The sequence below is a fragment of the Streptomyces sp. NPDC051740 genome, assembly GCF_044453165.1.
GTDB lineage: Bacteria > Actinomycetota > Actinomycetes > Streptomycetales > Streptomycetaceae > Streptomyces > Streptomyces atrovirens.
In genome coordinates, this window is the sequence record NZ_JBITCL010000007.1 from 164,274 (window position 1) to 190,650 (window position 26,377).

Genomic DNA, 26,377 nt, shown 5'->3' on the forward strand with positions numbered 1-26,377 from the left:
CCCATGGTCAGCCCGCCCCACGAGGCGATGCACCGCATCTTCCAGCACGACCCCGGACTCTTCAGCCGCGTCTCGCGCTTCCTCGGAGTCGACATCCCCACTCCGGTGAAGGCCACAGCCCTACCGACCGACCTGACGGAGACCAACCCCGTCGAACGCCGGGTCGACACACTCCTCCGCTTCGAGACCGCGGAGCAGGGCCCGTTCCTCCTGGCCATCGAGGCTCAGGGCAGGAAACACCCGGACAAGCCGGCGAGCTGGGCGTACTACACCGCGTATCTGTGGTCGAAGTACCGGCTGCCCACGGCCCTCCTGGTCGTCTGCCAGGACCACGCCACGGCCAAATGGGCCCAGCAGTCGGTGAGCTGCGGACCGCCCCAGATGCCCACCCTCACCCTTCGCCCCATGGTCGCCGGTCCGCACAACATGCCCGTGATCACCGATCCGGAAGAAGCCCGCGCCGACCTGGCCCTGGCCAGCCTGGCGGCCATCACACACGCTGCCGAACCGGTCGTCGATGCGATACTGAAGGCCCTGTCCACCGCACTGCGGGACGAGCCCAAAGACATCGCGAGTCCCCTGATCGAATTCACCGCACAGGGCCTGGTCAAGAACCCGGCCAAGCACCTCTGGAGGAACCTGGTGGCCGTGGACCTCTCCTTCTACACGTCCTACCTCGCCGAAGAAGTCCGGGAAAAAGTCCGAAAAGAAGTCCGCGAGGAAGTCCAGCGCGAAGTCCGCGAAGAGGCCCGCGTCAAGGACCGTGCCGAGGACATCCTGTTCGTCCTGGAGCAGCGCGGCCTCGACATCTCCGACGACGTCCGCAGCCGCATCACGGACTGCACCGACCCCGAACTCCTCCGCCTCTGGCTCGCCCGCGCCCTCGCCGCCCCGAAGGCCGAAAAGGTCTTCGAGGACGCGTGACCGAACCCGTTCCACGCCCCGAGCAGGCGCCCGAAGCCCTGCGGGAGCCGAGTACCGCCCCGGGCGAGGCCCTGAGGGCGGTACGCGTCTGAGCCGTGCCGCCCCCGGCCGGTGCTACGAGTGCCCCAGGTCCGCCGACGACGTGTCCTCCGTCGCCGGGACCGAGCCGGAGTCCGCGGACGGGCGGAGGGGGAACGGGTCGACGCGGGTCTCGTCGATGACCGGCGGGGCCGGCTGCGGGGGCTTCGGCATGACCGCGGCCTCGGAGTGGCCGCCGCAGCCGTAGGCCAGGGAGACGACGTGGCCGTCGGCCGGGGAGAACTCGTTGGCGCACACGCCGAACGCCTGGCCCAGCGAGCCGCCGATGGGGGTGAGGAAACCGCACGACACACAGGAGGCGGGGGCCGCCTGCGCCATCGGGGTCTTCGCTCCGAACCCCTCCTCCCAGCGGTCGGCGGCGCTGTGCAGGCCGTAGCGGGACAGGACCCGGGCGCGGCGCATGCCGAGTTCCTCGGCGACCGCCGCGATCGAGCCGCGGGACGGGGCGACGGGCAGACTGGCCGGGGCGCCGGCCGTGACCTCGGCGTCCTCCGCCTCCACCAGGTCGGCCATCTCGTGGGAGACCGCGGAGCTCGGCGGCGGCTCCTCCTCGCCGGAGAAACCGGGCTCCAGACGCAGGTCATCGGCCTCGGTGGGGAGGAGGTCGCCGGGGCCCATGTCGCCGGGGCGCAGCCGCTCGCTCCACGGCACCCACTCCGGGGCGAGGACCGCGTCGGGGCCGGGCAGCAGCGCCGCCTCGTCGACCGTGACGATCTTGGCGCGGGAGGCGCGGGCCACCGTGACGGCCCAGCGCCAGCCGCGGTAGCCGGGCTCGTGACACCCGAAGAAGTGGGTGACGACGCGGTCGCCCTCGGAGACCAGCCCCTCGTGTTCGCCCACGACCCCGGGCGCGGCGGCCTCCTCGGCGGCGGCGCGGGCGAGGTCGACGGCCTCGGCGCACAGGCGGTCGGGGGTGCGGCTTCGCGTTGTCGCTGCGCTCACAGGTATCGCTTCTCTCCTACGCCGTCTCACGAGTGCGCCACTCCCAGCACGGGGGGCGGACGGAGCGGACAGTGGGACCGCGTCGACGTCCGCGCCACAACGTGCTCGGGCGCGCCTCCATCCATTCTGCGGGATGGCTGAGATACGCACGCTACCTTCTCGCGTGCGCTGGGCCTACACCGACGGTTGTTACGGAGTCCCGCGCGCCGGTTTCCGGGGCCGGCCGGCCACCCCCGGCGGCGTGTTCCCGTCGGCCTCCGGTGTTCGGCCGTACAGCCGCACCACGGCGGTGTCCACGGCGATACGGCATTACACACGGCCTTCTCGGGGCACTATGGCGTCGTGGCTACCGCGAGGACACCCCAGGGCGCCACCGGGACCGGTGGGCCGAAAGGGGTCAGGGGCAGCGGCCGACGCTTCGGGACGAGCCGGGCGGGCGGCCGTCTTCGCGCGTTCGGGCGCGCCCTGCACTTCCCGGTGACCAGAACCGCGCGGGGGATCCGCAAGGCGACCCACGCGCACGGCGCCGGGGAGTCCGGGCTCGGCAAGCTGATCGAGCTGCACGGCGTGAACGGCGCCGGCGACGTCATGATCACGGTCGCGCTGGCGTCCACCGTGTTCTTCTCGGTGCCGACCGACGAGGCACGCGGACGGGTCGCCCTCTACCTCGCCATCACCATGGCGCCGTTCACCCTCCTCGCCCCGGTGATCGGTCCGCTCCTGGACCGTCTCCCGCACGGCCGCCGCGCCGCCATGGCGGGCGCGATGCTCGCCCGGGCGCTGCTCGCGCTGGTCCTGTCCGGCGCGGTGATCACCGGCGGGCTGGAGCTGTATCCGGCGGCGCTGGGCGTGCTGGTCTCGTCCAAGGCGTACGGGGTGGTCAGGAGCGCGGTCGTGCCGCGGCTGCTGCCGCCCGCCTTCTCCCTGGTGAAGGCGAACTCGCGCGTCACCCTCGGCGGGCTGCTGGCGACCGGGATCGCCGCGCCGATCGGCGCGGGCCTGCAACAGGTGGGGCCGCGCTGGCCGCTGTACGGGGCGTTCGTGATCTTCGTGGCGGGGATGTTCCTGTCCTTCCGGCTGCCGCCGAAGGTGGACTCCGCGAAGGGTGAGGACGTGGCGCTGCTCGCCGCCGACGAGCGGCATCTGCACGGCCCGCACCGGAAGGCGGAGAAACGTCCCGGCCTGCGGACGGTCGGTCCGGCCGTCACTCACGCGCTCGGCGCCAACGCCTCCATCCGCTGCCTCACCGGCTTCCTGATCTTCTTCCTCGCCTTCCTGCTGCGCGAGCACCCGATGACGGGGCAGAGCGCCGCCGTGTCGCTCGGCATAGTGGGCGTGGCGGCGGGAACGGGCAACGCGCTCGGCACGGCGGTCGGGGCGTGGCTGCGGTCGCGCGCCCCGGAGATCATCATCGTGACGGTGGTGGCGTGTGTGGTGAGTGCGGCGATCCTGGCCGCCGCGTTCTTCGGCGCGGTCCTGGTGGCGTGTCTCGCCGCGGTCGCCGGGTTCGCGCAGGCGCTGGCCAAGCTGTCGCTGGACGCGCTGATCCAGCGGGACGTGCCCGAGCTGGTGCGGACGTCGGCGTTCGCGCGCTCGGAGACGCTGCTGCAGATGTCGTGGGTGCTGGGCGGCGCGATCGGCATCGCGATGCCGCTGATCGGCACGCTGGGGCTGGCGGTGGGCGCGGCGATCGTCGCCGCGGGCTGGTTGACCACGGTCCGCGGGCTGATCCGTTCGGCCCGGCAGGGGAACGCGGGGCGGGCGCGAGTGGCGTAACGGCGCGGCCACGCCGTACCCCCGCATGGGAAGTACGGCGGACGCGCCAGATAGCCTTCGCCCCATGACCACGTTGCCCCGCGGCGCAGCCGCTCCGAGTCACCGCGCTGTGCGACGCCGCCGTGCCGTCGCCGCCGTCGGCGCCGTATCCGCCGGACTGCTCGTCCTGGCCGCCTGTGACAAGCCGACGTCGATGGCCACCATCACGGTGGGCGGCGACTCGGTGAGCTCCGAGGCCACCTGCGGTGGCGAGGGCGAGGCCCTGAACACCCAGACGCTCAACGAGTGCCTGAAGGACAAGGGCATCGACGAGATCGACGTCGACCCCACCAGGGAAGTGCGCTTCGGCGTCGACCCGGAGATCGCCGACAACGGCTGGACCATCCTGATGAACGGTCAGCCGCTGGTCGACTCCAGCAAGAAGACCTACCAGGTCATCCCGGGCAGCGTGTTCTTCAACGCCCAGTACGGCGCCCAGGGCGACTCGACCCTGGTGTCGATCAAGGAGGGTGAGGAGTCGACCACGGGCCTGTGGTCCTTCCGGCTGAAGAAGAAGGAAGACTGATCAGTCTGATCACGTCGTCCTCACGCGTTCTCGTGGCCACCGCGGTCCCCGTCGAGCGGGACGCGGTGGCCGGGGCGTTCCCCGGGGACGTGGAACAGGTGCACCTTCCCGGGGTGGGCCTGGTCCGGACGGACCGTGGGTGTGATCTGGTGGCCACCGGTGTCGGCCCCGCCTCGGCCGCCGCCTCCACCGCCGCCGCGCTCACCGCCGCCGCCCTCGACGGCGCCCCCTACGGTCTCGTCGTCTGCGCCGGTATCGGCGGGGGTTTCCAGCCCGAGGCGCCGGTCGCCTCGCTCGTCGTCTCCCGCACGATCGCCGTGGCCGATCTCGGCGCCGAGACCGCGGACGGTTTCCTCCCCGTCACCGAACTGGGCTTCGGGCGCGTCGCGCATCACTCCCCGAGGTCACTCGTGCGGGAGGCCGTCAGAGTGACGGACGCCCGCCCCGGCACCGTCCTCACCGTCTCCACCGTCACCGGCACCGCCGACCGTGCCGCCGAACTGCGCGCCCGGCACCCGAACGCCCTCGCCGAGGGCATGGAGGGCTTCGGGGTCGCCGAGGCCGCCGCCGCGCACGGCGTGCCCGTGCTGGAGGTGCGGGCGGTGTCGAACCCCGTCGGCCCGCGCGACCGCGCCGCCTGGCGCATCGGCGACGCCCTGACGGCCCTCACCGAGGGCTTCGGGAAGCTCGCGCCCGTCCTGGAGAGTTGGATACAGCATGACCACCCCTGAGCAGCAGCAGCGGCTGCGGATCGCCTACTCGCCCTGCCCGAACGACACCTTCGTCTTCGACGCCCTCGCCCACGGCCGTGTCCCCGGCGCGCCCGCCGTCGACGTGACGTTCGCCGACATCGACCTCACCAACGGCATGGCCGAGCGCGGTGAGCTGGATGTGCTGAAGGTGTCGTACGCGGTGCTGCCGTACGTCCTCGACGAGTACACCCTGCTGCCCTGCGGGGGCGCGCTGGGGCGGGGCTGCGGGCCGCTGGTGCTGACCCGGGAGGCCGGGGTGGACCTGACCGGCCGTACGGTCGCCGTGCCGAGCGAGCGGTCGACGGCGTACCTGCTGTTCCGGCTGTGGGCGGCGGACATCGTGCCGGGTGGCGTCGGGGAGATCGTGGTGATGCCGTTCCACGAGATCATGCCCGCCGTACGGGACGGGAAGGTCGACGCGGGACTCGTCATCCACGAGGCGCGCTTCACGTACCAGGACTACGGGCTGCACCGGCTCGCCGACATGGGTGAGCACTGGGAGCGGACCACCGGGCTGCCGATCCCGCTGGGCGCGATCATCGCGAAGCGGTCGCTGGGCGAGGAGACGCTGACACGGCTCGCCGAGTCCATTCGCACATCAGTGCGGATGGCCTGGGACGAGCCCGAGGTGTCGCGTCCGTACGTCATGGAGCACGCCCAGGAGATGGACCCGGCCGTCGCCGACCAGCACATCGGGCTGTACGTCAACGAGTTCACGGCCGGTCTCGGCGAGAACGGCCACGCGGCCGTACGGGGGCTGCTCACGCGTGCGGCGGCCGAGGGACTGGTGCCGCCCCTCGGCCCGGACGCGCTGCGGTTTCCCTGACCTCTCACACGTCCAGCTGGTCGGCGACCGCGCGGAGCAGGCCGGCGATCTTCTTGCCGGCCGCGCGGTCGGGGTAGCGGCCCCGCTCCAGTGACGGCGTGATGTTCTCCAGCAGGGTCGTCAGGTCCTGGACGATGGAGGCCAGCTCGTCCGGCTTCTTGCGCTGGGCCGCCGCGACCGACGGGGCCGGGTCCAGGACGGTCAGGGAGAGGGCCTGGTCGCCGCGCTGTCCGGCGACCACGCCGAACTCGACGCGCTGGCCCGGCTTGAGGGCCTCGACTCCGGCGGGGAGGACCGAGGAATGCACGAAGACGTCTCCGCCGTCGTCACGGGAGAGAAAGCCGAAGCCCTTCTCACTGTTGAACCACTTGACCTTGCCGGTGGGCACGTCTGTCCTCGTCCTCGTACTCGTCGGGAAAACTGCTTCGGAAAACGGCTCTTGATAGCACTCGGGCGGGCCCGATGACCCGCCGGTACCAAGGCTAATGGTCTTCGGGCCGGTGACAAGACGTCACCCGGTTGTTCCTTCGCGCTGGGAACTACCCTGGTCCGGTGCGTGACAAAACCCAAGCGAATTCCCCCGCGCCCGGTGACGGTCTGGTCCGTGCCGGTGCCATCGTCTTCTTCGTCGGCGCCGTGGCCACTCTGGTCACCGTGGCCCCGTTGTTCCTCGGGACGACGCCCTTTCCCACCTACATGTTCGGGCTGAGCATGTTCATGGCCGTCGGATTCCTGATGGCCGGCGCGGGCGTACTGCGTTCGGCCGCGGCGGGGCGCCGCCGGGCGCGGGCGGGGCAGGTTTCCCGGCAGGTTTCCGGTCCGGTTTCCTGAGCGGTTTCCGGTCAGTTGTCCGAGCGGTGGTCCGAGCAGTGGTCCGAGCAGTGGTCCGAGCAGTGGTCCGAAAACCACCGTGGGAATTCCGTCAGACCGGTGAGGACGATGTCCGCGCCGGCCTCGCGCAGCTCCGTGGCGTCGCAGGGGCCGCTGGCGACGGCGACGGACAGCGCGCCGGCGGTCCGCGCGCCGCGCACGTCGCCCACGTGGTCGCCGACGTAGACGGCGGCCTCGTGCTCGCGCAGCGCGAGCGCCTTCCGCTCGGCCCACAGGTTCCCGATCACGGCGTCCGGCTCGATGCCGAGGTGGGCCAGGTGCAGTTCGGCGTTGGGCTCGTACTTGGCGGTGACGACGATCGCGCGCCCGCCCGCCTCCCGTACGGCGGCTATCGCCTCACGGGCGCCGGGGAGGGCGGGCGTGGGGGTGATGGCGTACGTCGGGTACATGGCCCGGTACAGGTCCGCCATCTCGTCGACCCGCTCGGCCGGGAACCAGTTGACCAGCTCGTCCACCAACGGCGGCCCGAGGCGGCTGACCGCGAGATCGGCGTCGATGTACGTCCCGGTCCGCTCGGCCAGTGCGAGGTAGCAGGCACGGATGCCGGGGCGGGAGTCGATGAGCGTCATGTCGAGGTCGAAGCCGACGGTGGGCGGGAGGGGGGTGGTGATGGCCATGCGCGCCATTGTGCCCAACGCCTGCGGCGGGCAGGCGGACGCCCGAGACAGCCGCGGGCAGCTCCGGTAGCTGCGGTAGCTGCGGTAGCTGCGGTAGCTGCGGTAGCTGCGGTAGCTGCGGTAGCTGCGGTAGCTGCGGTAGCTGCGGTAGCTGCGGGCAATCGTGCCGCTGGGGCGGCGCGGGTGGGCGCAGCGGCACCTGGCAAGCGCCGTGAGCGCAACCAGTTGGATCGCCCCCGCCGCCCCTTCCCTTCCCGTCCCCGGGGGCGCCGCCCCCGGACCCCCGCTCCTCAAACGCCGGAGGGGCTGAGTGGTGTCGGACGGGCTGAGTTCGGCTGAAGGGTCAGCGTTGGCGCTGTGAGCGCCAGACCAGGAACAGCGCCGTGGTGAGAGCCGCAGCCCGGATGACCCACGGCCACGTCTCGGAGATCGCGGCGTTCATGTGCCCCTCGGCAATGGGCGTACCCCAGCGCCCCGCCGTCCTCCCCCAGAGCCACACGACACCGCCCGCGAGCGCGAGGCCGGGAAGGATGACCACCGCCCATTTGATCTCCGCCTGGGTCAGACGGCGGGAGGCGTAGGCGATGAGCCAGCCCAGGATCAGGGCCCGCCAGTCACCGATCACGGTCCCCGCGACCAGCAGCCCGGCGGCGAGCAGGAGCAGGGGGTTGCTCCAGCGACCCGACGGCAGGCGCGGGAGGAAGCGGCGGCGACGGGAAGCGGCGGGCTCCTCCTCGGCCTCGGGCGCGGGCACGGCAGCCGGTCCGGCCGGAGTTTCCTCCTTCTCCTTCGCCGGGGGCGGCTTGAGGAGTTCGGGGATCTCGACACCGCCGACGAAACCCGGCACCTCGTCACCGATGCCGAACGCGCTGTTGTCCACCCGCCACCAGTCCGGCTGGGTGGCGCTGTCGCCGAGTTCGTCCGTACCGGCCCGGTGCGGCGGGGACGGTACGCCGGCGGGGGCGGGACCGCTGTCCGGCGTCCCGGCAGGACGGGGGCGGGGGACGATCCGGCGCAGGATGCCCTTGGGGCGGTCGGTACGGGCGTCACCGCGGGCGTTGTCACGGGCATCACCGCGGGCGTTGTCACGGGCGTCACCGCGGGCGTTGTCACGGGCGTCACCGCGGGCGTTGTCACGGGCGTCACCGCGCGCGCCCCCACGGGCATCACCGCGGACGTCCTCACGGGCGTCGCCGCCCGCGTCCTCACGGGCGCTGCCGCGGGCCCCGGCGCCGCCCGCCCGCTCCCGCTGCGCCGGCACGGCGGCGGGCGGCGCGAGGCCGGTGGAGCCCGGGGCGGGGCCGGAGGTGTCCTCGGCCGCCGTGACGACCTCGGTCGGCGTGCCGATGCGGGAGATGATGCGGCGGACCGCCGCGGGCGAATCGACCACGGCCTTCGCCCGCCGCCGGTCGATCTCGTCGCGCAGCTCGGCGACCAGCCGCATGCGGGCCGCCGACGGCAGCTGCCGCTGCTGCGCCACGTCGCCGACGCGGCTCAGATACTCGTAGACGACCTGGTCGCTCTCGATACCCACGAAGTCCCCTCCGGGACGGATGCGTCGGGACACCGTCGCCCGACGGTACCGCGAGTGGGGCCGGCCGACCCAACTCCCGGCACGCCACCGGCGTACCCACCCGCTAACGTGAGGCGGATGAGCACCGAGGAGAAGCCCGCGGCGGCCCCCCGATCCCTCGCCGAGGCCCTCCGGGGGCGGGACGACGCGGCGCTGGCCGCGCTGCTGCGCAGCCGGCCGGACCTCGTCACGCCCGTGCCCACCGACCTCACCCAGCTCGCCACCCGTGCCGGCACCCGCGCCTCGGTGGTACGGGCGCTGGAACGGCTGGACCGGTTCACGCTGCAGACGGCGCAGGCGCTGGCCGTGGCGGCGGATCCGGCGTCGTACGACGAACTGCTCGGGCTGATGGCGGGCGACGACCGCGCCCCGGCGGTCTCCGCCGCGCTGCCGCACGCGCTCGGCGTGCTGCGCGGGCAGGCGCTGGTGTGGGGTGGCGACGACCGGCTGCGGCTGGTGCGCACCGCCCGTGAGCTGCTGGCGCCGTCGCCGCAGCATCCTTCGCCGACCGGGCTCGGTCCGACCGTGCGGGAGGCCACCGCCGGGATGTCGCCGGGGCGGATCCAGGAGATCGTGGCGACGGCGGGACTGCCCTCCACGCACGACTCGGTGTCCGCCGTGACCGCTCTGACCGCCCTGTTCGAGGACCCGGCGCGGATGTCCGCGCTGCTCGACGAGGCGCCGGCCGAGTCCGTGGAGGTGCTGGAGCGGCTGGTCTGGGGCCCGCCGTACGGGCAGGTCACCGCCGATCCCGCGCCCCGGCTGCGCTGGCTGCTCGACCGGGGGCTGCTGCTGCCGACGGCGCCCGGGACGGTCGTCCTGCCGCGCGAGGTCGCGCTGCGGCTGCGGGCCGGTCGGGCGCACCGGGCGGTGGAGCCGTCGCCGCCGCCCGTCGAGGCCGCCGCCACGCACCGTCCGCAGGTGGTGGACGCGACGGCGGCCGGGCAGGCGTACACGGCGCTGTCGACGGTCGAGGAGCTGCTGAAGGACTGGCACGAGGGCGGCCCGGCGGTGCTGCGGGCCGGCGGGCTGAGCGTGCGGGACCTGAAGCGGACCGCCGCCGCCCTGGACGTGCCCGAGCCGGTGGCCGCGTTCTGGGTGGAACTCGCCTACGCGGCCGGGCTGCTGGCCTCCGACGGGGGTGGGGGTACCTCCCACGCCCTTAAGGCAGTGGGGGACGACGAGCGGTACGCGGCGACCCCGGCGTACGACGAGTGGCGCGAGCGGCCGGACGCGGAGCGGTGGGCGCACCTGGTCACGGCGTGGCTGGCGGCGACCCGGACGGCGGGGCTGGTCGGCGGGCGGGACGCGAAGGACCGCACGCTGTCGGCCCTGGGTCCGGGCCTGGACCGCTCGGTGGCCCCGGAGGTACGGCACAGGGTCCTGACTCTGCTGTCCGGCCTCCCGGAGGGAGCCGCACCGGCCCCGGAGTCGGTCCTGGCACGCCTGCGCTGGGAACGCCCCCCGCGCGGGGGCGGGCGGGGGGCGGCCGGCACGGCCTCTTCGGCGGCGGAGGGCACTTGGCAGACGCCGGGCGGCCCGACGGCGAGGGCCGGTCGCGGCGCGGGCGACCCGGCGGCAGGGAGCCCACCCGGCACGGAGGGCACCCGCTGGGCGGGTGTGTCGGCGGCGGAGGGTGCTCGCGGTGCGGGAGCAGGGGGTGTTCGTGGTGTGTACGGCTCCGTCGCCGGAGGTGCTCGCGGGGCGGAGGGGGCCTCGGGAGTGGGGGACGGTGAGGATCTGCGGGCGCGGGTCGCGCGGTGGACGCTCTCCGAGGCGGAGATGCTCGGGGTCACCGGACGTGGCGCGCTGTCCGCGCACGGGCGCGCGCTGATCGGCGCGCCCGCGGCCAGGCGGGCGGAGGCGGAGCCCGAGGGGCCGGGTGACAAGCTGCCCGTGCACCACCGGCCCGCTCCGGCGCCGGTGCCGCTCTCCCCCGCCGAGCAGGCCACGGCCGCCGCTGCCGCCGCCCGCCTGCTCGCGCCGCTGCTGCCCGAACCGCTGGACCACGTGCTCCTCCAGGCCGATCTGACGGCGGTGGCGCCGGGCCCGCTGGAGCGTCCGCTCGCCGACATGCTGGGGGTCCTCGCGGACGTGGAGTCGAAGGGTGGCGCGACCGTCTACCGGTTCACGCCCGGCTCGGTACGGCGCGCCCTCGACGCCGGGCGGACCGCCTCCGACCTGCACGCCTTCCTCGCCGCGCACTCCCGTACACCGGTGCCGCAGCCGCTGGCGTACCTCATCGACGACGTCGCCCGCAGGCACGGGCACCTGCGGGTCGGCGCCGCCTCGGCGTACGTCCGCTGCGACGACGACGCCGTGCTCAGCGAGATCCTCGCCGACAAGCGGGCCGCGGGGCTGGGCCTGCGCCGGCTGGCCCCGACCGTGCTGGCCGCGCGGGCCGATCCGGCCGGCCTGCTGGAGGGGCTGCGCGCGATGGGGTTCGCGCCGGCCGCCGAGTCGGCGGAGGGCGATGTGGTGATCGCCCGCGCCGACGCCCACCGCACCCCGCCGTGCACCCCTCCCGCGCCGGTCCCGGACGGGCCGCCGGTCCCGGACGACACCTTGCTCACGGCGGCGGTCCGCGCCGTCCGCGCCGGCGACCTCGCCTCCACCGCCCCGCGCAGACCGGCCGCCGGGGGCGAGCCGGACCACGGGGAGCCTCCCCGTACGACCGCCGCCGAGACCCTCGCCACCGTGCAGGCCGCCGTCCTCACCGGCGAGGCGCTGTGGATCGGCTACGTCAACGCCGAGGGCGGCGCCAGCCAGCGCGTCATCGCCCCGGTCCGGGTCGAGGGCGGCTTCGTCACGGCGTACGACCACACCGCGGACGAGGTGCGTACGTATCCGCTGCACAGGATCACGGGGGTCGCGGAGCTGGCGGACGACGAGGGCTGAGCCGTTCGGGTGTACGGCGGACTTCATGCACGCCACGCCGGGGCGTTCCCCCCGATGAGCGAGGTTGTGGGGCGTCGCGCATCCCGTGGCGGGCCGTTGGGCAGCCACCGGGTGTCCTGAACGGGCCCGGAAGCCACCGTGGTCCGTTCGCACGCAACAGAAAGGAAGTCCCATGCGTGCCGTTCGTCGCGTCGCCGCCGTACTGACCTCCACGGCCGTGCTGCTCGGAGCGTTCGCCGCCGAGGCCGCCGCGGTCGGGATCGACCTCGGCGGGGGCCTGACCCTCTGACACGTATCCGTGTCATGACTCGTCTCGCGTTCTGATCCGTTCCGTTTCTCGTTCACGGCGGGCCGGTCCCTCGTCCCCGGGACCGGCCCGTTCCCGTCGTCCGAAGCAGTCCGAAGCAGTCCGAAGCAGCCCGAAGCAGTCCGAAGAGAATGAAGGGTGTCCCGTGGCTTCCTTGTTCCGTGCGGTGGCCGTCTGTCTCTCCGCTCTCGCGCTCGTCGCGGTGCTCGCCCCGGCCGCCGCCGCGCTGCCGCTGCCGGTCCCGGCCGCCGGAGGGGATCCGCTCCTCACCGAGGGGGTGTTCGTCGAGGGGCCGCTGGTGAACAACCTCACGCTGCCCGCGCCGATGTAGCCCGGTCCGCTCGGGACCGTGAGCGCGCGCGATCGGGCAGACTGGAGGTTTGGCCGCAGTGCCCGTGCCGAGCCCGTCACAGAAAGGCAGCCGCGCGTGAATGGTCCGCTCATCGTCCAGTCCGACAAAACCCTGCTCCTCGAAGTCGACCACGAGCAGGCCGACGACTGCCGTCGTGTCATCGCGCCGTTCGCCGAACTGGAGCGGGCGCCCGAGCACATCCACACCTACCGGGTGACCCCGCTCGGCCTGTGGAACGCGCGGGCGGCCGGGCACGACGCCGAGCAGGTCGTGGACGCGCTGGTGCAGTACAGCCGCTACCCGGTGCCGCACGCGCTGCTCGTCGACATCGCCGACACCATGGACCGCTACGGCCGGCTCAGCCTGCACAAGCACCCGGCGCACGGCCTCGTCCTCACCAGCACCGACCGGCCCGTGCTGGAGGAGGTACTGCGCTCGAAGCGCATCGCGCCGCTGGTCGGCGCCCGTATCGACCCCGACACGGTGGTCGTGCACCCCTCGGAGCGCGGGCAGATCAAGCAGACGCTGCTGAAGCTGGGCTGGCCGGCCGAGGACCTCGCCGGGTACGTGGACGGCGAGGCGCACCCCATCGAGCTGGTCGAGGACGGGTGGGCGCTGCGCCCGTACCAGAAGCAGGCCGTGGAGAACTTCTGGCACGGCGGCTCCGGTGTGGTCGTCCTGCCCTGCGGCGCGGGCAAGACGCTGGTCGGCGCGGGTTCGATGGCGCAGGCGAAGTCGACCACGCTGATCCTGGTCACCAACACCGTCTCGGCCCGGCAGTGGAAACACGAGCTGGTGAAGCGGACCTCGCTGACCGAGGACGAGATCGGCGAGTACAGCGGGACGCGGAAGGAGATCCGCCCCGTCACCATCGCCACCTACCAGGTGCTGACGACGAAGCGGAAGGGCGTCTACCCGCACCTGGAGCTGTTCGACTCCCGGGACTGGGGCCTGATCCTCTACGACGAGGTGCACCTGCTGCCCGCTCCGGTCTTCAAGTTCACCGCCGATCTCCAGGCCCGGCGGCGGCTCGGCCTGACGGCGACCCTGGTGCGTGAGGACGGCCGTGAGTCGGACGTGTTCTCGCTGATCGGCCCGAAGCGGTTCGACGCGCCGTGGAAGGAGATCGAGGCGCAGGGCTACATCGCCCCGGCCGACTGCGTGGAGGTCCGGGTCAACCTCACCGACTCCGAGCGGCTGGCGTACGCGACGGCGGAGCAGGAGGAGAAGTACCGCTTCTGCTCGACGACGGCGACCAAGCAGAAGGTGACGGAGGCGATCGTCCGGCGGTTCGCGGGGCAGCAGATCCTCGTCATCGGGCAGTACATCGACCAGCTCGACGAGCTGGGCGAGCATCTGAACGCGCCGGTGATCAAGGGCGAGACGTCGAACACCCAGCGGGAGAAGCTGTTCGACGCGTTCCGGGAGGGCGAGATCAACGTCCTGGTGGTGTCCAAGGTCGCGAACTTCTCGATCGACCTGCCGGAGGCGACGGTCGCCATCCAGGTGTCGGGCACCTTCGGTTCCCGGCAGGAGGAGGCGCAGCGGCTCGGCCGGGTGCTGCGGCCCAAGGCGGACGGGCACCAGGCCCACTTCTACTCCGTGGTCGCCCGGGACACCATCGACCAGGACTTCGCGGCGCACCGCCAGCGGTTCCTGGCGGAGCAGGGGTACGCGTACCGGATCATGGACGCGGACGAGCTGCTCACCGACGGCTGACCGGTCACCCCTCGGGCAGGTTGAACACCAGCAGCAGGACGAACAGCCAGGGCAGGAGTGACAGGACCGCCAGCCAGATCCGCGGCACCGACCAGCGGCGGGTCCAGGGCAGCAGCCAGGAGGCGAGCCAGGCGCCGACCGCGAGGATGCCGCCGTAGAACAGGGTTCCGAAGATCACGGTCAGGGTGTCGGTCAGCGCCTGCGAGCAGTCGTCGGGTCCGCAGCTGTCGGTCGCCATGACGGACAGCCCGCCGAACAGGAACGCCACGGGTGCCAGCAGCGCCCCGAGCACGGTCGCGACGGTGGGCGCCACCCAGGCGCGGGGGTCCCGTTCGGCCCGGTGCTGCCAGGCGGACGGGACGGGGGCGGCGGCGTGGTGGTGGCTCATACGGCCAGTGAAGCGGCCGGGCGGTGGCCGGCGCACCGGCGCGGGTACTCAGCGGGACGTGTCCGCGTACTCAGACGCCGAGGGGGCGGCGTGCACCGACGCGGTGTCGGAGTACGCCGCCCCGGAGTCGGGGCGCGGGGCATGGTTCGTCCCCTCGCACGAGGGCTACTTCGGGTCCTGGCCGAACTTGGCGGCCGACCAGAAGTAGCCGAGCACCGCCAGGCCCAGGCACCAGGCCACGGCCAGCCATCCGTTGTGGCCGATCTCCGTGCCGAGCAGCAGCCCGCGCAGGGTCTCGATGGCGGGCGTGAAGGGCTGGTACTCGGCGATCGGCCGGAACCAGCCCGGCATCCCCTCGACCGGGACGAAGGCGCTGGACAGCAGCGGCAGCAGGATCAGCGGCATCGCGTTGTTGCTGGCGGCCTCGGCGTTCGGGCTGATCAGGCCCATGCCGACGGCGATCCAGGTGAGCGCCAGGGCGAACAGGACCAGCAGCCCGAACGCCGCCAGCCACTCCAGGGCCGTGGCGTCCGTCGAACGGAAGCCGATGGCCACGCCCACGGCGCCGACGAGGACCACGCTCGCGACCGACTGCAGCACGCTGCCGACGACGTGCCCGATGAGCACCGATCCCCGGTGGATGGCCATGGTGCGGAAGCGGGCGATGATGCCCTCGGTCATGTCGTTGGAGACGGAGACCGCGGTGCCGATCGTGGTGGAGCCGACGGTCATCAGCAGCAGGCCGGGCACGATGTAGGCGATGTACGCGGACCGGTCGCCTCCGCCGTCCCCGAGGCCGGCGCTCATCGCGTCGCCGAAGATGTAGACGAAGAGCAGCAGCAGCATGATCGGCGTGAGCAGCAGGTTCAGGGTGAGCGACGGGTAGCGCCGGGCGTGCAGGAGGTTGCGGCGCAGCATCGTGGACGAGTCGCGCACGGCGAGGGCGAGGTTGCTCATCGGACGGCCTCCTTGGGCTGGGCGGGGACGGCGGCGCCGCCGGTCAGGGCGAAGAAGACGTCGTCGAGGTCGGGGGTGTGCACGGTCAGTTCGTCCGCCTCGACGCCGGCGGAGTCGAGCCGGTCGAGTACGGCGCGCAGTGCGCGCTGGCTGCCGTCGCTGGGAATTTGGAGGGTGAGGGATTCGTCGTCCTCGGTCGCCTCGCGCAGTGCGGAGACGGCGGACCGGTAGCCGGCCGGGTCGGTGAAGCGGAGCCGGACGTGTCCGCCGGGGACGATCCGCTTGAGTTCCTCGGCGGTGCCCTCGGCGGCGATCGTGCCGTCGTGGAGCACGGCGATGCGGTGGGCGAGTTCGTCGGCCTCCTCCAGGTACTGGGTGGTGAGGAAGACGGTGACGCCGCCCGCGACGAGCTCGCGGATGATCTGCCACATGGTGTGGCGGCTGCGGGGGTCGAGTCCGGTGGTCGGTTCGTCGAGGAAGATGATCCGCGGGTCGCCGACCAGGGTCATGGCGATGTCGAGGCGGCGTTTCATGCCGCCGGAGTAGGTGGAGGCGGGCTTCTTCGCGGCCTCCGCCAGGTCGAACCGCTCCAGCAGCTCGGCGGCCACCCGCCGCCCCTCGCGCTTGGGGAGGTGGTGCAGGTCGGCCATGAGGAGCATGTTCTCCTCACCGGTGATCAGGCCGTCCACGGCGGAGAACTGACCGGTGACACCGATCGCCGCCCGCACGGCCTGGGGGTCGGCGGTGAGGTCGTGGCCGCCGACGCGCAGGTCGCCCGCGTCCGCGGTGATGAGGGTGGAGAGGATCTTGACGACGGTGGTCTTGCCGGCGCCGTTCGGGCCGAGCAGGGAGAAGATCGTGCCTTCCGGGACGGTCAGGTCGACGCCGTCGAGGACGGTCTTGTCGCCGTAGGACTTGCGCAGCCCGTTCGCCGCGATGGCCAAGCCGGTCATGAGGGGTTCTCCTTTACGGGCAGCGGGCGGTCACAGGCTGCGGGCGGTGATGTCGCCGTAGGCGGTGGTCGCGTGGACGGTCAGGCCGGCGGCGCCGTCGGCGTTCCTGAGCGTGTTGTGGACCCGGCCGTAGCCGGTGCCGGCGTCGAGGGAGGCGGAGACTCCACGGGCGGCGCCGACGGCGATGTCACCGTGCTCGGTGCGCAGCGCGACCGTGCCGCGTACGGCCTCGGTGACGCGGATGTCGCCCTTCTGGGTGCTGATCTCGGCGGGGCCGCCCAGACGTCCGACCGAGATGTCGCCGGCGAGGACGGTGAGGCGGGCGCTCGCGGTCTCGTCGAGCTTGACCGGTCCCTGCGCGCCCTCGAAGACGACGTCGCCGAGCCGGCCGACGCCCCGCAGCTCCGCGTCGGCGGCCTTCGCCTCGACGTGGGAGCCGGCGGGCAGCTGGACGGTGATCTCGACGGATCCGGACGGGCCGAGGATCTGGTTCTTCGCCGGCGGGCCGTCGATCCGCAGGACTCCCCCGCCGTATTCGACCCTGATCCGCTCCGCGGCCTTCGTGTCGCGGCTCTTCGTGGCGTCCGCGGGCAGGACCTCGACCACGGTGTCGGCCCGGTCGGCGGCGATGAACCGGATGCGGCCGGCGGGGATGTCGAGGACGACCGAGACGGGGGTGGGGGTGTCGAACTGCATCGTGCGCTCCTTCGGGCTGTCGTTTCTGACACCGGAAACGCTACGTTGCGTTCATGGTTACGGCAATGCACTTGTTGCATAAGAACGTTATTTATGCAGCTCAGAGCAGCAATATCGTTGCAACGGCTTGAGATCTAATGCAACAAGCGAACTCGGCTCGTTGCAATGAATTGAGAGTGAACGCTATGCTGGAGCCACCACGGACCACGAAGGAGACCGCGTTGCCAGGAGGCAGGCTCACCCAGCAGGAACGCCAGCAGATCGCGACGGGGCTGGCCGACGGGCTCGCCTACGCGGAGATCGCCAGACGTCTGGACCGCCCCACCTCGACGATCACGCGCGAGGTGATGCGCAACGGCGGACCCACCGCCTACCGCGCGGACCTGGCCCACCGCGCCACCGAACGCCGCGCCCACCGGCGCAGGCAGGCGGCGCCGCGGGGGCCGAAGGCCCATACGGAGGACTACGGCCGCGACGCGGAGGCCGTGCGCGCGTACGAGGAGACGCTCACCACCGTCTTCATAGCGTCGGGCACGCCCAAGATGATGGCCAGGGTCATGGCCTGCCTGACCCTTTCCGACAGCGGCAGCCTCACCGCCGCCGAACTCGCCCAGCGCCTCCAGGTCAGCCCGGCGTCCGTCTCCAAGGCGATCACGTTCCTGGAGAGCCAGGGCCTCGTCCGCCGGTACCGCGAGGAGGGCCGCCGTGAGCGCTACGGCTTCGACGAGGACATCTGGTACCAGTCGATGATCGCCAGCGCCCGGTCCACCGCCCAGGTCGCCGAGACCTCACGGCAGGGCGTCGGCGTCATGGGGCCCGGCACACCGGCCGCCGTGCGTCTGGAGAACGCCGCCCGCTTCCTCGACTTCGTGGCCGAGACCATGATCCGCGCCGCCGAGCAGGCCCGCAAGGTCCTGTACACGAAACCCGGAGCGACCCCGGACGACACCGCCGGACCGGATCCGGATCACGGGTAGCCTGCCGACCGCGGGCGCGACGGCCGCCGTGCGGGGCGGAGGGAACACCGCCTACCCGCGGCGGACGCCCGCCTCCTCGTCGTACTCGCCGAGGAGGATCACGTCGAGGGCGGCGCCGAGGAACACCTTCACGGCGCGCAGGGCACCGCCGAGGCGGTGCGGACGACGGCCCTGGACCGAGGGCGCGCCGGTCGGCCGCACCGGCGGTGTGGTGGGGTGGAGGGTCGCTGCGCTCATGCCTCCATGGTTGTTCCCCGGCCGCGGTACGGGCATCGGCCGAAGGGACCGGTCCGCGAGGCCTCCGTGTACGCCTCCGGGGCGACCCGTACTCCTCAGGCAGGAGTCTTCGCCCCTAGGGGGAGGGCGGTAAACGGTTTGGAGCGCACCGGCCCTGCGCCCTAGAATCTCCGCTCTTGCCCGCCTCCTCTCACGGAGCGCCGCCGCCCGGACGGAAACCGGCCGGTATTCCGCCGCAGCAATCCCAGCAGCAGGCCCCGGAGGCACCCCCTTGTCCGCGTCCACGCCGGTAGACGAACCCGTAGATAATCCCGCGACCACCCCCGCGGACGATCCGCTCGCCCGCGAACGCTCCCACCTCGCCGCGTCCCGTTCCGCGCTGCGCGCCATGCGGGAGGACGTCGAGGCCCTCGACATCAGCGACGTCACGGCGAACTGGGTCAACGCGGCCGCGCTGGCACACCAGATCGAGGAGCGCATCAAGGCGCTGGCCGACCTCAGCGACACCCCGCTGTTCTTCGGCCGTCTCGACTATCTGCGCTCCCCCGGCGCCGAGCAGGCCGAGGGCGCGGAGGGGGAACTCTTCTACATCGGGCGCCGGCACGTGCACGACGCGGACGGCGACCCGATGGTGATCGACTGGCGTGCGCCGGTGTCGCAGCCGTTCTACCGGGCGTCCAAGAAGGACCCGATGGACATCGCGCTGCGCCGCCGCTTCGGTTACACCGGCGGCGACCTCACGGCGTACGAGGACGAGCGCCTCTCCGACCCGTCCGAGGCGGCGACCACCAGCAAGCTGCTCCAGCAGGAGATCGAGCGTCCGCGCGTCGGCCCGATGCGGGACATCGTCGCCACGATCCAGCCCGAGCAGGACGAGATCGTACGGTCCGGGCTGTCGGGCAGCGTGTGCGTGCAGGGAGGCCCGGGCACCGGGAAGACCGCCGTCGGCCTGCACCGGGTCGCCTACCTCCTCTACGCCCACCGCGAGCGGCTGGCCCGCACCGGCACGCTGGTCGTCGGGCCGAACCGCTCCTTCCTGCACTACATCGAGCAGGTGCTGCCCGCACTGGGCGAGCTGACGGTCGCACAGGCCACGGTGGACGACCTGGTGGCACACGTGGAGGTGCGCGGGACGGACGACGCGCCGGCGGCGGTGGTCAAGGGCGACGCCCGGATGGCACAGGTCCTGCGCAGGGCCCTCTACGCACACGTCACGATGCCCACCGAGCCGGTCGTGGTCGTACGGGGTTCACGCCGCTGGCGGGTCCCGGCGTACGAACTGGAGGAGATCGTCCGGCAGTTGCTCGACCGCGACATCCGCTACGGTGCCGCCCGCGACGCTCTTCCGCAGCGCGTCGCGCACGCCGTGCTGGTGCGGATGGAGCGGGCGGGCGAGGCACCGGACGACCGTGTGCAGGACGCGGTGGCCCGCGACAGCGCGGTGAAGGCGGCGGTGAAGACGGTCTGGCCGGCCGTCGACCCGGCGAAGCTGGTGCTACGGCTGCTGAGCGACCCGGAGTTCCTGGCGGAGCACGCGGAGGGCCTGCTCGACGAGCAGGAGCAGAAGACGATCCTGTGGGCGAAGCCCGCGCGGTCGGTGAAGTCGGCGAAGTGGTCGGTGGCGGACGCGGTACTGATCGACGAGGCGACGGACCTCGTCCAGCGCACGCACTCCCTCGGACACGTGGTGCTGGACGAGGCGCAGGACCTGTCCCCCATGCAGTACCGCGCGGTGGGCCGCCGCTGCACGACCGGTTCGGCGACCGTCCTCGGCGACCTGGCCCAGGGCACCACACCCTGGGCGACCCGCAGTTGGGAAGAAGCCCTGCTCCACCTGGGCAAACAGGACGCGGTGATCGAGGAGTTGACGGCCGGTTTCCGCGTCCCCACGGACGTCATCACCTACGCCTCCCGGCTCCTGACGCACATCGCTCCGGGGCTGACCCCGGTGGCGTCGATCCGCGAGAACCCGGGCTTCTTCGAGGTCCGCCGGTCCGGGGGGACGGACGACGTGGTGTCCGCGTGCCGCGAACTCCTGCGCAACGAGGGCTCGGTGGGCCTGATCGCGGCGGACCCCCACATCCCGGAACTGGCGAAGGCACTGACGGCGGCGGGCATCACCTACATCGCCCCCGGCGAGGAGACGACCCGTGAAACCCGCCTGACCCTGGTCCCGGCCTCCCTGGCGAAGGGCCTGGAGTACGACTACGTGCTCCTGGACGAACCCCGCGCGGTCGTCACCGCCGAACCCGACGAACGCACAGGCCTCCGCCGCCTCTACGTAACCCTGACCCGAGCGGTATCGGGCCTGGTCGTCACGCACGCGACACCCCTACCGGACCAACTGACGTAACCCCTGCTCCCCCGCTCCCGCAGGCAGCCGCCTACCGCCGCTCCCGCGGACAGCCGCCTGCCGCGTTTCCGCGGGCAATCGTGCCGCAGGGCGGCACGGGTGGGCGAGGGGGGCACCTCCCGCTCGAGCGAAGCCGAGAGTGGGGGAGGCACCCCGCAAGCGCCGGGCGGCGCGACCCACCCCCGGCCGACTCCAGCGCGGGCCCCCGGAAGGCGCCGGGCAGCGCGACCCACCCCCGCCCGACAGCAGCACCGCCCAAACCGCAGCGCCGCCCAGCCGCACCCCCCGCTCAGCCCCCCAGCACCCGCCGCCACTCCGCGACGGCCTCCGCCGACACGGGCCCGGCCCACCCCCCGGGCCGGGCCGCCCCACCGATGTGGAACCCGTCGATCCCCGCGTCCAACAGCGTCGGCACATGCCCCAGCCCCAGCCCGCCCCCCACCAGCAACTGCTGCTCGTACCCCGGCTCCCCCCGCCGCCGCGCCTCCGCGAGCAGAACCGGCAACCCGGCGTCCACGCCATCGGCCGACCCGGCCGTCAGGTAGGTGTCCAGCCCCGGGAAGTCCGCGAGCTGCTTGCGCAGAGCACCCCGGTCGGCGGCCCGGTCGATCGCCCGGTGGAACGTCCACCGGCACCCCTCCAGCACACGGGCGACCCGCTCCACCGCCCCCAGATCCACATCACCGTCCGGGCCGAGGAACCCGAGCACGAACTCCTCCGCCCCGGCCTCGCGCATCTCGCACGCGGCCCCCACCAGCCGCTCGACGTCCCCCGCCGCGAACCCGTCCGCCAGCCGCAGCATCACCCGCGCCGGAATGTCCACCGCCGCCCGGATCCCCGCGACGGTCGCCGCCGAAGGCGTCAGCCCGTCCGCCGCCATGTCGGTCACCAGCTCGAGGCGGTCCGCACCTCCGGCCTGGGCGGCCACCGCGTCCTCGACGTCGAGGGCGATCACCTCCAGGACTGCACGCTTGCTCATGGGACCCCATTCCTCGGCATCAGACGGCGACTACAGGTCTAGTCCAATCCAAGACTACGCCCGACCGCCCGCCCGAGGCCGCCCCGCCCCTCCGCTCAGCCCCCGAAGATGTTCAGCTCCGCCGCCTCCACCCCGGCCAGCTCGTACGCGGCACCGTCCACCGGACGACCCGCGTACAGCCGTACGAGGGTCGGCCCGTCGCCGATGTAGCGGGCCGGGGGACGTTCCCCCGTGGCGTCGCCCAGCCGCAGCGGCTCGTCGGCGTCGTCGAGGTCGGCGTGCAGCGGCAGATGACCCTTCCCGCTGGTCACCTGCCCCAGCAGAGTGAGCGCGTACGGCAGCCCCGCGCCCGCGTACGCCCCCGTCTCCCCCAGGGCGACCCGTACGTCCCCGGCGTGCACCCACTCGCCCAGCGCGAGCCCGTCCAGCGCCCCGCCCGCCCTGGCGATCACGGGCCCCGCCCCGCTCATCCCGTGCTCCAGCTCGTCCACGACCCGGGCGTTCGTCCACCCGGCCCGCTCGGCGATGTCCCGCTCGTTGCTCTCGGGCGAGAACACCCCGTCCTCGAACCGCCGCTCCAGCACCCGGGTGAACGCGGCCGAGCAGTGCGCCAGCACATCCCGCACCGTCCACCCCGGACACGCCGCCACCGGCAGCGCGAAGTCCCCGTCGGCCCTCCCCCGCAGCAACGGGATCAGCGCGTCCCGCTCGACGGTCAGCAGCCGGCCGGGCAGTTCGGGGTCTCGTACGTTCCGCACATCCGCAGGAGTCGTCATGCCGTCCACGCTAGTGGTGGATGAGCCTCGACGTCCGTACCAACCGTGGTACGCCGATGGTGCGCTGCCAGCCGTAGCGGGCACGCACTACAGCGTGCTCGGCACATCACCTTTGTCGGTCTGTTGCGCGGGAATGGCCGGCTTCCGCCCTGTGGTCTTACCGAGACCGAACATCAGACTCGACGGCCGCGCGGTCCGCCGGTCGGACACCACGATCCCGCCACGCCACTTGCCCGCCGGGTCCTGGTACCGGAACTGGAGCTTCTTCAGCCGCTCCCCGAACTCCTCTCGCAGCGGACGGTACGCGTCGTCGCAGTGCACGTTCCACGTCACGTCGCTGAGGTAGGCGTGGCACGCGATGGGGAACAGCAGGGAGGAGACGACGAGGTCCGAGAGCTGGAGCAGCGTGTGGGTGTCGCTGTGCCCGAAGACCGGCGACTCGATGATGCCCTTGAGGAGGTCGCCGCCCGCGCGGTACTTGCGCGTCTTGAACGGTGAAGCCACCGACGACGAGGACCGGCGGGGCGTCCGGTCTGGCGGGGTCGAGAGTCTGGCCGTTGCCCGCCTCGTCGATGTAGCACAGGTACAACGATCCCTCCCGGAAAACACTCGGGCCGCTCCCGAAGGAGCGGCCCCAGGACCTGGTGCAGCCATATGCACCGTGTTTTGTTTGCTACCGCCGATGCTGCCAAGACCGACGGAAGCCGGTCAAGCCGACCGTCACGCCGTGTTGACGTCCGTTTTCGGTCAGTGAGCGTGACGCGCGTGAGCGACGAAGGCGGACCATGCGGCGGGGGCCACTGTGAAGGTGCCCTGGCCTGTGTCTTTGGAGTCACGGACATGGACGGAGGCGGGGAGGGTGGCGACCTCGATGCAGTCGCCTCCAGAACCACCGCTGTAGCTGGACTTGAACCAGTCGAGCGACTGGCCCTTGGACTGCTCGCTTGTCATGAGTCTCCTTGCAGCAGCTTCTCGATGCGGCGCAGGGACTCCTTCGGGGTCAGCGCCTGAGCCCGGATGATTCCCATAGCGCGCCGCAATGCCACGGACGATTTCCCTCTCAGTGATCACCCGACCGCTGCCCTGACTCTCCAAGTAGGCCACCTGCTCCCCTCCTTCCGGCACCATCAGCGTGAACGGACCGTCCACACAAGCGTGGTCGGCTGCTCCGGTCGGCATCACCTGAATCTCTGCGTTCGGGTCCTGGCCGGTGAGGAGCAAGTGTTCAAGCTGCCCTCGTAGCACCTCGGAACCGCCGATGGGCCGCTGAAGAACAGCCTCCTCCAGGACAAAGCTGAGTACTGGCGCGGGCATGCGGCCGAAGAGCGCGTGCCGCGCGAGCCGCGCCGACACCATCTGCTCGATCTCCGCCTCGTTCCGGCGTGGGCGCCACACCGTGAACATCGTCCTGGCGTGGGCCTCGGTCTGAAGCATGCCCGGCACGATCAACGGCGCGTACTGATGGAACTCGACTGCGGTCTCCTCGATCCGCGCAGCATCCCGGAAGAAGGCCGGGTACCGCGTCAGGGCGACCGCTCACTTCATCGCAAGCAGAACCCCGTCCGCCTCAAGCAACGTGTCCAGTTTCTCGATGGTGTCCGGCCTGGCGATACGTCGGCCCTGCTCGATCGCGGCGATCTGCGCCTCGCTGTATCCAAGGAGCGGACCGAGGGCGGCCTGGGTGAGACCAGCACGTTCCCGAAAGAGCTTGATCTGCCTGCCGAAGCACCGCAGGAGCTCGTCGGCAGGATCCTGGCCGCGCGCCGCGATCGCCTGTTCCGGAACCTGCACCATGGGCCACCCCTGTTCCTGCCCCTACAGACACGTTCGGCGCCCTTACAGCCACACTGTGTAAGGACGCGGTTGCTGGTCACCGTACGTACGCCGCACAAGGCTCACCTCCATGACCACCGAAGTTCCCCCCATCGAGCACACCGGACAGTCCGCAGCCCATACCGAAGAGTTCTCGATGTGCTTCACCTCCACCCCGCGGGGCGCCCGCCTGGCCCGGCGGCTCGCTTCCCACCGCTTGGACGTCTGGGGCTTCCCGTACGAGTCCGAGGTGAACGAGACCGTGACGCTGGTCGTGGCCGAGCTCACCGCCAACGCGGTGACCCACGGCCGTGTTCCGGGCCGCGACTTCCGCCTGAGCCCGACACTGGCGGCCGCCCGCGACCTTGTGCGCATCGAGGTCACCGACACCCGGGACGGTGGCTTGTCGCCGACCTGGCCCTGCGCTCCTCAGGATGCCGAGGCGGAGGGAGGCCGCGGCCTCTGGCTGGTGTTCCGCCTGGCGAGCCGACTGTCCGTCGAGCCACGCACGGAAGGAGGGCCGGGCAAGACGGTACGCGCGGAACTGGTTCTCTGCGGCGAAGTTCCCGTGATCGACAAAGTTCCGGAGTGACCGGACGACCGTACGGTCATGACGTGAGCGGTACGGGTCCGCGCCGAGGCGTGCACGGCTCCGGCGTCGGCTGTGACCACGAGGGTGGACGACACCGGCCCGGTGCTGACGAGGCCCCGCAGCGAGTTCTGTTCCCGGTTGAGTCTCCCGCGGGGGGAGACACCAGGCTGGGGGCATGGACAGCGACACGCTCCATTCCATCGGAGAGCTATCCCGCCGGACCGGTCTGACGGTGAAGACCATCCGGTACTACTCCGACAAGGGCATCGTCCCGGCGACCGACCGGAGCCCGGCAGGCTACCGGCTGTACGGCCCCGACGCTCTCGCCCGCCTGAACCTGGTCCGCACGCTGCGCGATCTCGGGCTCGACCTGGCGACCGTGCGCAAGGTGCTGGACCGGGAGGCGACCGTACCGGAAGTCGCGGAAGCACACGCCGACGCCCTGGACGTACAGATCCAGGCCCTCCGTCCGCGCCGGGCGGTACTACGAGCAGTCGCCAGAGGCTGAACCACGACCATGGAGATGGACCTCATGCATCGGCTCGCCACGCTTTCCCGGACCGAACAACGGCGACTGGTGGCCGCCTTCATCGACGACACCTTCAACGGCCTCGACGTCAACCCCGAGTTCGTGGCGCTGATGCGGTCCGTCACGCCCGAGCTCCCCGACGACCCCACGCCCGAACAGGTCGAGGCCTGGGTGGAGCTCGCCGAGCTCTGCCAAAACGCGGACTTCCGTACCGCGGTGCGGCGCATGGCCGAGGAGCAGGCGGAGGAAGTTTCCCGGCAGGACGTGGCCGACCTGCATGACGGCCTCGACCGAGCGGTGCGCGAGCGAATCGAAGGAGCCGTGTCCGCCGGCGTTCTGCCCGCCTCCGCCACGACCGCACCCCCGGCCGACTCACTGGGCGGCCTGTACGGCCACGCCTTCGCGAGTGCCGGCGACGGCGATCTGCGCCGCTGGCTCGTCGCCCGCCTGGAGATGACCGCCGACCCGCACGCCAAGCGCTACTGGCAGCTCCTGGCAACGGTCAATGGATGGCCCGCGTCACCGACACTCGCCCCCGTTTACACCTGGTTCACCACCGCCCCGTGCGGTGCTTCCGTCGCGGCAGCGACGTCTTGGACCCCGGAGGGCATCCCGTGAAGTACGCCGTCTTACAGACCCTCGGTGTGGCTCTCGTCGTCCTCGGAGGGCAGGGAGCGATCCGCCTGCTCGTCGACCACGACAACGCCGGCCTGCTCGCCTGGCTGCCGGGCGGATTCGCGGCCGGCGTCACCGTCCACTTCGTCGCCGTCGCCGTCGCCGTCGGGGCGGTTGTCGCGGGCTGGGCGCACAGCCGAGCGAAGGAAGTCGGGCGCAGGAGCTGAAGGGGCGACCGGAAAGCGCACGCCGGACAGCCGCCGCGGCAGGGT

Annotated in this window: 26 protein-coding genes and 2 pseudogenes; 14 read left to right on the plus strand and 14 right to left on the minus strand. The window is 72.2% G+C overall.

From position 1 onward, the window contains the following. Nucleotides 1-3: 3 nt before the first annotated feature. Entirely contained in the window at nucleotides 4-924 is a 921-nt protein-coding gene (locus tag ACIA6T_RS14295) for a hypothetical protein (protein WP_399446799.1), read from the plus strand. Between the two features lie 114 nt (nucleotides 925-1,038). Here the strand turns inward: ACIA6T_RS14295 and ACIA6T_RS14300 are convergent, their stop codons facing one another. Continuing rightward, a complete protein-coding gene (locus ACIA6T_RS14300; RefSeq protein WP_399446800.1) occupies nucleotides 1,039-1,965 on the minus strand; it encodes a DUF3027 domain-containing protein in 927 nt (308 codons plus the stop codon). A 342-nt stretch (nucleotides 1,966-2,307) separates the two neighbouring features. Here ACIA6T_RS14300 and ACIA6T_RS14305 point away from each other — a divergent pair, with 342 nt between their 5' ends. The 4 genes from ACIA6T_RS14305 (at nucleotide 2,308) to ACIA6T_RS14320 (ending at nucleotide 5,884) form a co-directional block, all read left to right on the plus strand. After that, on the plus strand, nucleotides 2,308-3,741 hold the full coding sequence (locus ACIA6T_RS14305; RefSeq protein ID WP_399446801.1) for an MFS transporter: 1,434 nt from the start codon (nucleotides 2,308-2,310) through the stop codon (nucleotides 3,739-3,741). Nucleotides 3,742-3,805: 64 nt separating this feature from the next. After that, a complete protein-coding gene (locus ACIA6T_RS14310; RefSeq protein ID WP_399446802.1) occupies nucleotides 3,806-4,306 on the plus strand; it encodes a DUF2771 domain-containing protein in 501 nt (166 codons plus the stop codon). Nucleotides 4,307-4,314: 8 nt separating this feature from the next. Next, entirely contained in the window at nucleotides 4,315-5,037 is a 723-nt protein-coding gene (locus ACIA6T_RS14315; RefSeq protein WP_399446962.1) for a futalosine hydrolase, read from the plus strand. Further along, nucleotides 5,024-5,884, plus strand: a complete 861-nt coding sequence (locus ACIA6T_RS14320) for a 1,4-dihydroxy-6-naphthoate synthase (RefSeq protein WP_399446803.1) — start codon at nucleotides 5,024-5,026, stop codon at nucleotides 5,882-5,884. The genes ACIA6T_RS14315 and ACIA6T_RS14320 overlap by 14 nt, the downstream gene beginning before the upstream one ends. A gap of 4 nt (nucleotides 5,885-5,888) precedes the next feature. Here the strand turns inward: ACIA6T_RS14320 and ACIA6T_RS14325 are convergent, their stop codons facing one another. Continuing rightward, nucleotides 5,889-6,272, minus strand: a complete 384-nt coding sequence (locus ACIA6T_RS14325) for a cold-shock protein (RefSeq protein WP_030864536.1) — start codon at nucleotides 6,270-6,272, stop codon at nucleotides 5,889-5,891. A 164-nt stretch (nucleotides 6,273-6,436) separates the two neighbouring features. Here ACIA6T_RS14325 and ACIA6T_RS14330 point away from each other — a divergent pair, with 164 nt between their 5' ends. After that, nucleotides 6,437-6,715, plus strand: a complete 279-nt coding sequence (locus ACIA6T_RS14330) for a hypothetical protein (RefSeq protein WP_399446804.1) — start codon at nucleotides 6,437-6,439, stop codon at nucleotides 6,713-6,715. An 11-nt stretch (nucleotides 6,716-6,726) separates the two neighbouring features. Here the strand turns inward: ACIA6T_RS14330 and ACIA6T_RS14335 are convergent, their stop codons facing one another. Together ACIA6T_RS14335 and ACIA6T_RS14340 are read right to left on the minus strand one after the other, a co-directional pair. Continuing rightward, entirely contained in the window at nucleotides 6,727-7,392 is a 666-nt protein-coding gene (locus tag ACIA6T_RS14335; RefSeq protein WP_399446805.1) for an HAD family hydrolase, read from the minus strand. Between the two features lie 343 nt (nucleotides 7,393-7,735). Then, a complete protein-coding gene (locus ACIA6T_RS14340) occupies nucleotides 7,736-8,926 on the minus strand; it encodes a hypothetical protein (protein WP_399446806.1) in 1,191 nt (396 codons plus the stop codon). A 117-nt stretch (nucleotides 8,927-9,043) separates the two neighbouring features. Here ACIA6T_RS14340 and ACIA6T_RS14345 point away from each other — a divergent pair, with 117 nt between their 5' ends. From ACIA6T_RS14345 to ACIA6T_RS14355, 3 genes are all read left to right on the plus strand, one after another. Beyond that, on the plus strand, nucleotides 9,044-11,863 hold the full coding sequence (locus ACIA6T_RS14345) for a helicase-associated domain-containing protein (RefSeq protein ID WP_399446807.1): 2,820 nt from the start codon (nucleotides 9,044-9,046) through the stop codon (nucleotides 11,861-11,863). A gap of 452 nt (nucleotides 11,864-12,315) precedes the next feature. After that, nucleotides 12,316-12,501 (plus strand): hypothetical protein, encoded by a 186-nt coding sequence (locus ACIA6T_RS14350; protein WP_399446808.1) that lies wholly within the window; start codon nucleotides 12,316-12,318, stop codon nucleotides 12,499-12,501. Nucleotides 12,502-12,597: 96 nt separating this feature from the next. Then, nucleotides 12,598-14,241: a DNA repair helicase XPB gene (locus ACIA6T_RS14355; RefSeq protein ID WP_399446809.1), complete on the plus strand. Its 1,644-nt coding sequence runs from the start codon at nucleotides 12,598-12,600 to the stop codon at nucleotides 14,239-14,241. A 4-nt stretch (nucleotides 14,242-14,245) separates the two neighbouring features. Here the strand turns inward: ACIA6T_RS14355 and ACIA6T_RS14360 are convergent, their stop codons facing one another. The 4 genes from ACIA6T_RS14360 to ACIA6T_RS14375 form a co-directional block, all read right to left on the minus strand. Beyond that, a complete protein-coding gene (locus tag ACIA6T_RS14360) occupies nucleotides 14,246-14,629 on the minus strand; it encodes a hypothetical protein (protein ID WP_399446810.1) in 384 nt (127 codons plus the stop codon). A 165-nt stretch (nucleotides 14,630-14,794) separates the two neighbouring features. Further along, a complete protein-coding gene (locus tag ACIA6T_RS14365; protein WP_399446811.1) occupies nucleotides 14,795-15,586 on the minus strand; it encodes an ABC transporter permease in 792 nt (263 codons plus the stop codon). Next, nucleotides 15,583-16,539 carry an ATP-binding cassette domain-containing protein gene (locus tag ACIA6T_RS14370; RefSeq protein WP_399446812.1) on the minus strand — a complete coding sequence of 319 codons (957 nt, stop codon included), beginning with the start codon at nucleotides 16,537-16,539 and terminating at the stop codon, nucleotides 15,583-15,585. The genes ACIA6T_RS14365 and ACIA6T_RS14370 overlap by 4 nt, the downstream gene beginning before the upstream one ends. 30 nt (nucleotides 16,540-16,569) lie before the next feature. Continuing rightward, entirely contained in the window at nucleotides 16,570-17,235 is a 666-nt protein-coding gene (locus ACIA6T_RS14375; RefSeq protein ID WP_399446813.1) for a DUF4097 family beta strand repeat-containing protein, read from the minus strand. A 221-nt stretch (nucleotides 17,236-17,456) separates the two neighbouring features. On the opposite strand from ACIA6T_RS14375, the gene ACIA6T_RS14380 reads away from it, so the two are divergent. After that, nucleotides 17,457-18,212 (plus strand): helix-turn-helix domain-containing protein, encoded by a 756-nt coding sequence (locus tag ACIA6T_RS14380; protein ID WP_399446814.1) that lies wholly within the window; start codon nucleotides 17,457-17,459, stop codon nucleotides 18,210-18,212. 51 nt (nucleotides 18,213-18,263) lie between these two features. Here ACIA6T_RS14380 and ACIA6T_RS14385 read toward each other — a convergent pair whose 3' ends face one another. Next, a complete protein-coding gene (locus ACIA6T_RS14385) occupies nucleotides 18,264-18,449 on the minus strand; it encodes a hypothetical protein (protein WP_399446815.1) in 186 nt (61 codons plus the stop codon). Nucleotides 18,450-18,720: 271 nt separating this feature from the next. Between ACIA6T_RS14385 and ACIA6T_RS14390 the strand changes: the two genes are divergently transcribed. After that, nucleotides 18,721-20,802 (plus strand): HelD family protein, encoded by a 2,082-nt coding sequence (locus tag ACIA6T_RS14390; RefSeq protein WP_399446816.1) that lies wholly within the window; start codon nucleotides 18,721-18,723, stop codon nucleotides 20,800-20,802. A gap of 289 nt (nucleotides 20,803-21,091) precedes the next feature. Here the strand turns inward: ACIA6T_RS14390 and ACIA6T_RS14395 are convergent, their stop codons facing one another. The 5 genes and pseudogenes from ACIA6T_RS14395 to ACIA6T_RS14415 all read right to left on the minus strand — a co-directional run bounded on the left by ACIA6T_RS14395 (nucleotide 21,092) and on the right by ACIA6T_RS14415 (nucleotide 24,351). Then, complete coding sequence (locus ACIA6T_RS14395) at nucleotides 21,092-21,781, minus strand: copper homeostasis protein CutC (RefSeq protein WP_399446817.1); 690 nt, start codon at nucleotides 21,779-21,781, stop codon at nucleotides 21,092-21,094. Between the two features lie 95 nt (nucleotides 21,782-21,876). Further along, on the minus strand, nucleotides 21,877-22,557 hold the full coding sequence (locus tag ACIA6T_RS14400; protein WP_399446818.1) for a maleylpyruvate isomerase family mycothiol-dependent enzyme: 681 nt from the start codon (nucleotides 22,555-22,557) through the stop codon (nucleotides 21,877-21,879). Between the two features lie 87 nt (nucleotides 22,558-22,644). Beyond that, nucleotides 22,645-23,061, minus strand: a complete 417-nt coding sequence (locus tag ACIA6T_RS14405; protein WP_399446819.1) for a DUF3800 domain-containing protein — start codon at nucleotides 23,059-23,061, stop codon at nucleotides 22,645-22,647. A 243-nt stretch (nucleotides 23,062-23,304) separates the two neighbouring features. Then, the gene (locus ACIA6T_RS14410) at nucleotides 23,305-23,508 is read right to left on the minus strand and encodes a DUF397 domain-containing protein (RefSeq protein ID WP_399446820.1); all 204 of its coding nucleotides are present in this window, start codon (nucleotides 23,506-23,508) and stop codon (nucleotides 23,305-23,307) included. Beyond that, nucleotides 23,505-24,351 (minus strand): annotated as a pseudogene (locus ACIA6T_RS14415) (Scr1 family TA system antitoxin-like transcriptional regulator). Before ACIA6T_RS14415 ends, ACIA6T_RS14410 begins: the two are co-directional and overlap by 4 nt. A 109-nt stretch (nucleotides 24,352-24,460) precedes the next feature. On the opposite strand from ACIA6T_RS14415, the gene ACIA6T_RS14420 reads away from it, so the two are divergent. The 3 genes and pseudogenes from ACIA6T_RS14420 to ACIA6T_RS14430 all read left to right on the plus strand — a co-directional run bounded on the left by ACIA6T_RS14420 (nucleotide 24,461) and on the right by ACIA6T_RS14430 (nucleotide 26,332). Then, on the plus strand, nucleotides 24,461-24,961 hold the full coding sequence (locus ACIA6T_RS14420) for an ATP-binding protein (RefSeq protein ID WP_399446821.1): 501 nt from the start codon (nucleotides 24,461-24,463) through the stop codon (nucleotides 24,959-24,961). A 175-nt stretch (nucleotides 24,962-25,136) separates the two neighbouring features. Next, a pseudogene (locus tag ACIA6T_RS14425) lies at nucleotides 25,137-26,108 on the plus strand (MerR family transcriptional regulator). Further along, nucleotides 26,105-26,332 (plus strand): hypothetical protein, encoded by a 228-nt coding sequence (locus tag ACIA6T_RS14430; protein ID WP_399446822.1) that lies wholly within the window; start codon nucleotides 26,105-26,107, stop codon nucleotides 26,330-26,332. Before ACIA6T_RS14425 ends, ACIA6T_RS14430 begins: the two are co-directional and overlap by 4 nt. The last annotated feature ends 45 nt before the right edge of the window (nucleotides 26,333-26,377 follow it).

Bases quoted from the DNA above. Each gene is read 5' to 3' on its own strand.
- ACIA6T_RS14295 (WP_399446799.1), top strand. From the start codon at position 4: ATGGTCAGCCCGCCCCACGAGGCGATGCACCGCATCTTCCAGCACGAC.
- ACIA6T_RS14310 (WP_399446802.1), top strand. From the start codon at position 3,806: ATGACCACGTTGCCCCGCGGCGCAGCCGCTCCGAGTCACCGCGCTGTG.
- ACIA6T_RS14320 (WP_399446803.1), top strand. From the start codon at position 5,024: ATGACCACCCCTGAGCAGCAGCAGCGGCTGCGGATCGCCTACTCGCCC.
- ACIA6T_RS14335 (WP_399446805.1), bottom strand. From the start codon at position 7,392: ATGGCCATCACCACCCCCCTCCCGCCCACCGTCGGCTTCGACCTCGAC.
- ACIA6T_RS14345 (WP_399446807.1), top strand. From the start codon at position 9,044: ATGAGCACCGAGGAGAAGCCCGCGGCGGCCCCCCGATCCCTCGCCGAG.
- ACIA6T_RS14360 (WP_399446810.1), bottom strand. From the start codon at position 14,629: ATGAGCCACCACCACGCCGCCGCCCCCGTCCCGTCCGCCTGGCAGCAC.
- ACIA6T_RS14365 (WP_399446811.1), bottom strand. From the start codon at position 15,586: ATGAGCAACCTCGCCCTCGCCGTGCGCGACTCGTCCACGATGCTGCGC.
- ACIA6T_RS14370 (WP_399446812.1), bottom strand. From the start codon at position 16,539: ATGACCGGCTTGGCCATCGCGGCGAACGGGCTGCGCAAGTCCTACGGC.
- ACIA6T_RS14375 (WP_399446813.1), bottom strand. From the start codon at position 17,235: ATGCAGTTCGACACCCCCACCCCCGTCTCGGTCGTCCTCGACATCCCC.
- ACIA6T_RS14385 (WP_399446815.1), bottom strand. From the start codon at position 18,449: ATGAGCGCAGCGACCCTCCACCCCACCACACCGCCGGTGCGGCCGACC.
- ACIA6T_RS14395 (WP_399446817.1), bottom strand. From the start codon at position 21,781: ATGAGCAAGCGTGCAGTCCTGGAGGTGATCGCCCTCGACGTCGAGGAC.
- ACIA6T_RS14400 (WP_399446818.1), bottom strand. From the start codon at position 22,557: ATGACGACTCCTGCGGATGTGCGGAACGTACGAGACCCCGAACTGCCC.
- ACIA6T_RS14410 (WP_399446820.1), bottom strand. From the start codon at position 23,508: ATGACAAGCGAGCAGTCCAAGGGCCAGTCGCTCGACTGGTTCAAGTCC.
- ACIA6T_RS14420 (WP_399446821.1), top strand. From the start codon at position 24,461: ATGACCACCGAAGTTCCCCCCATCGAGCACACCGGACAGTCCGCAGCC.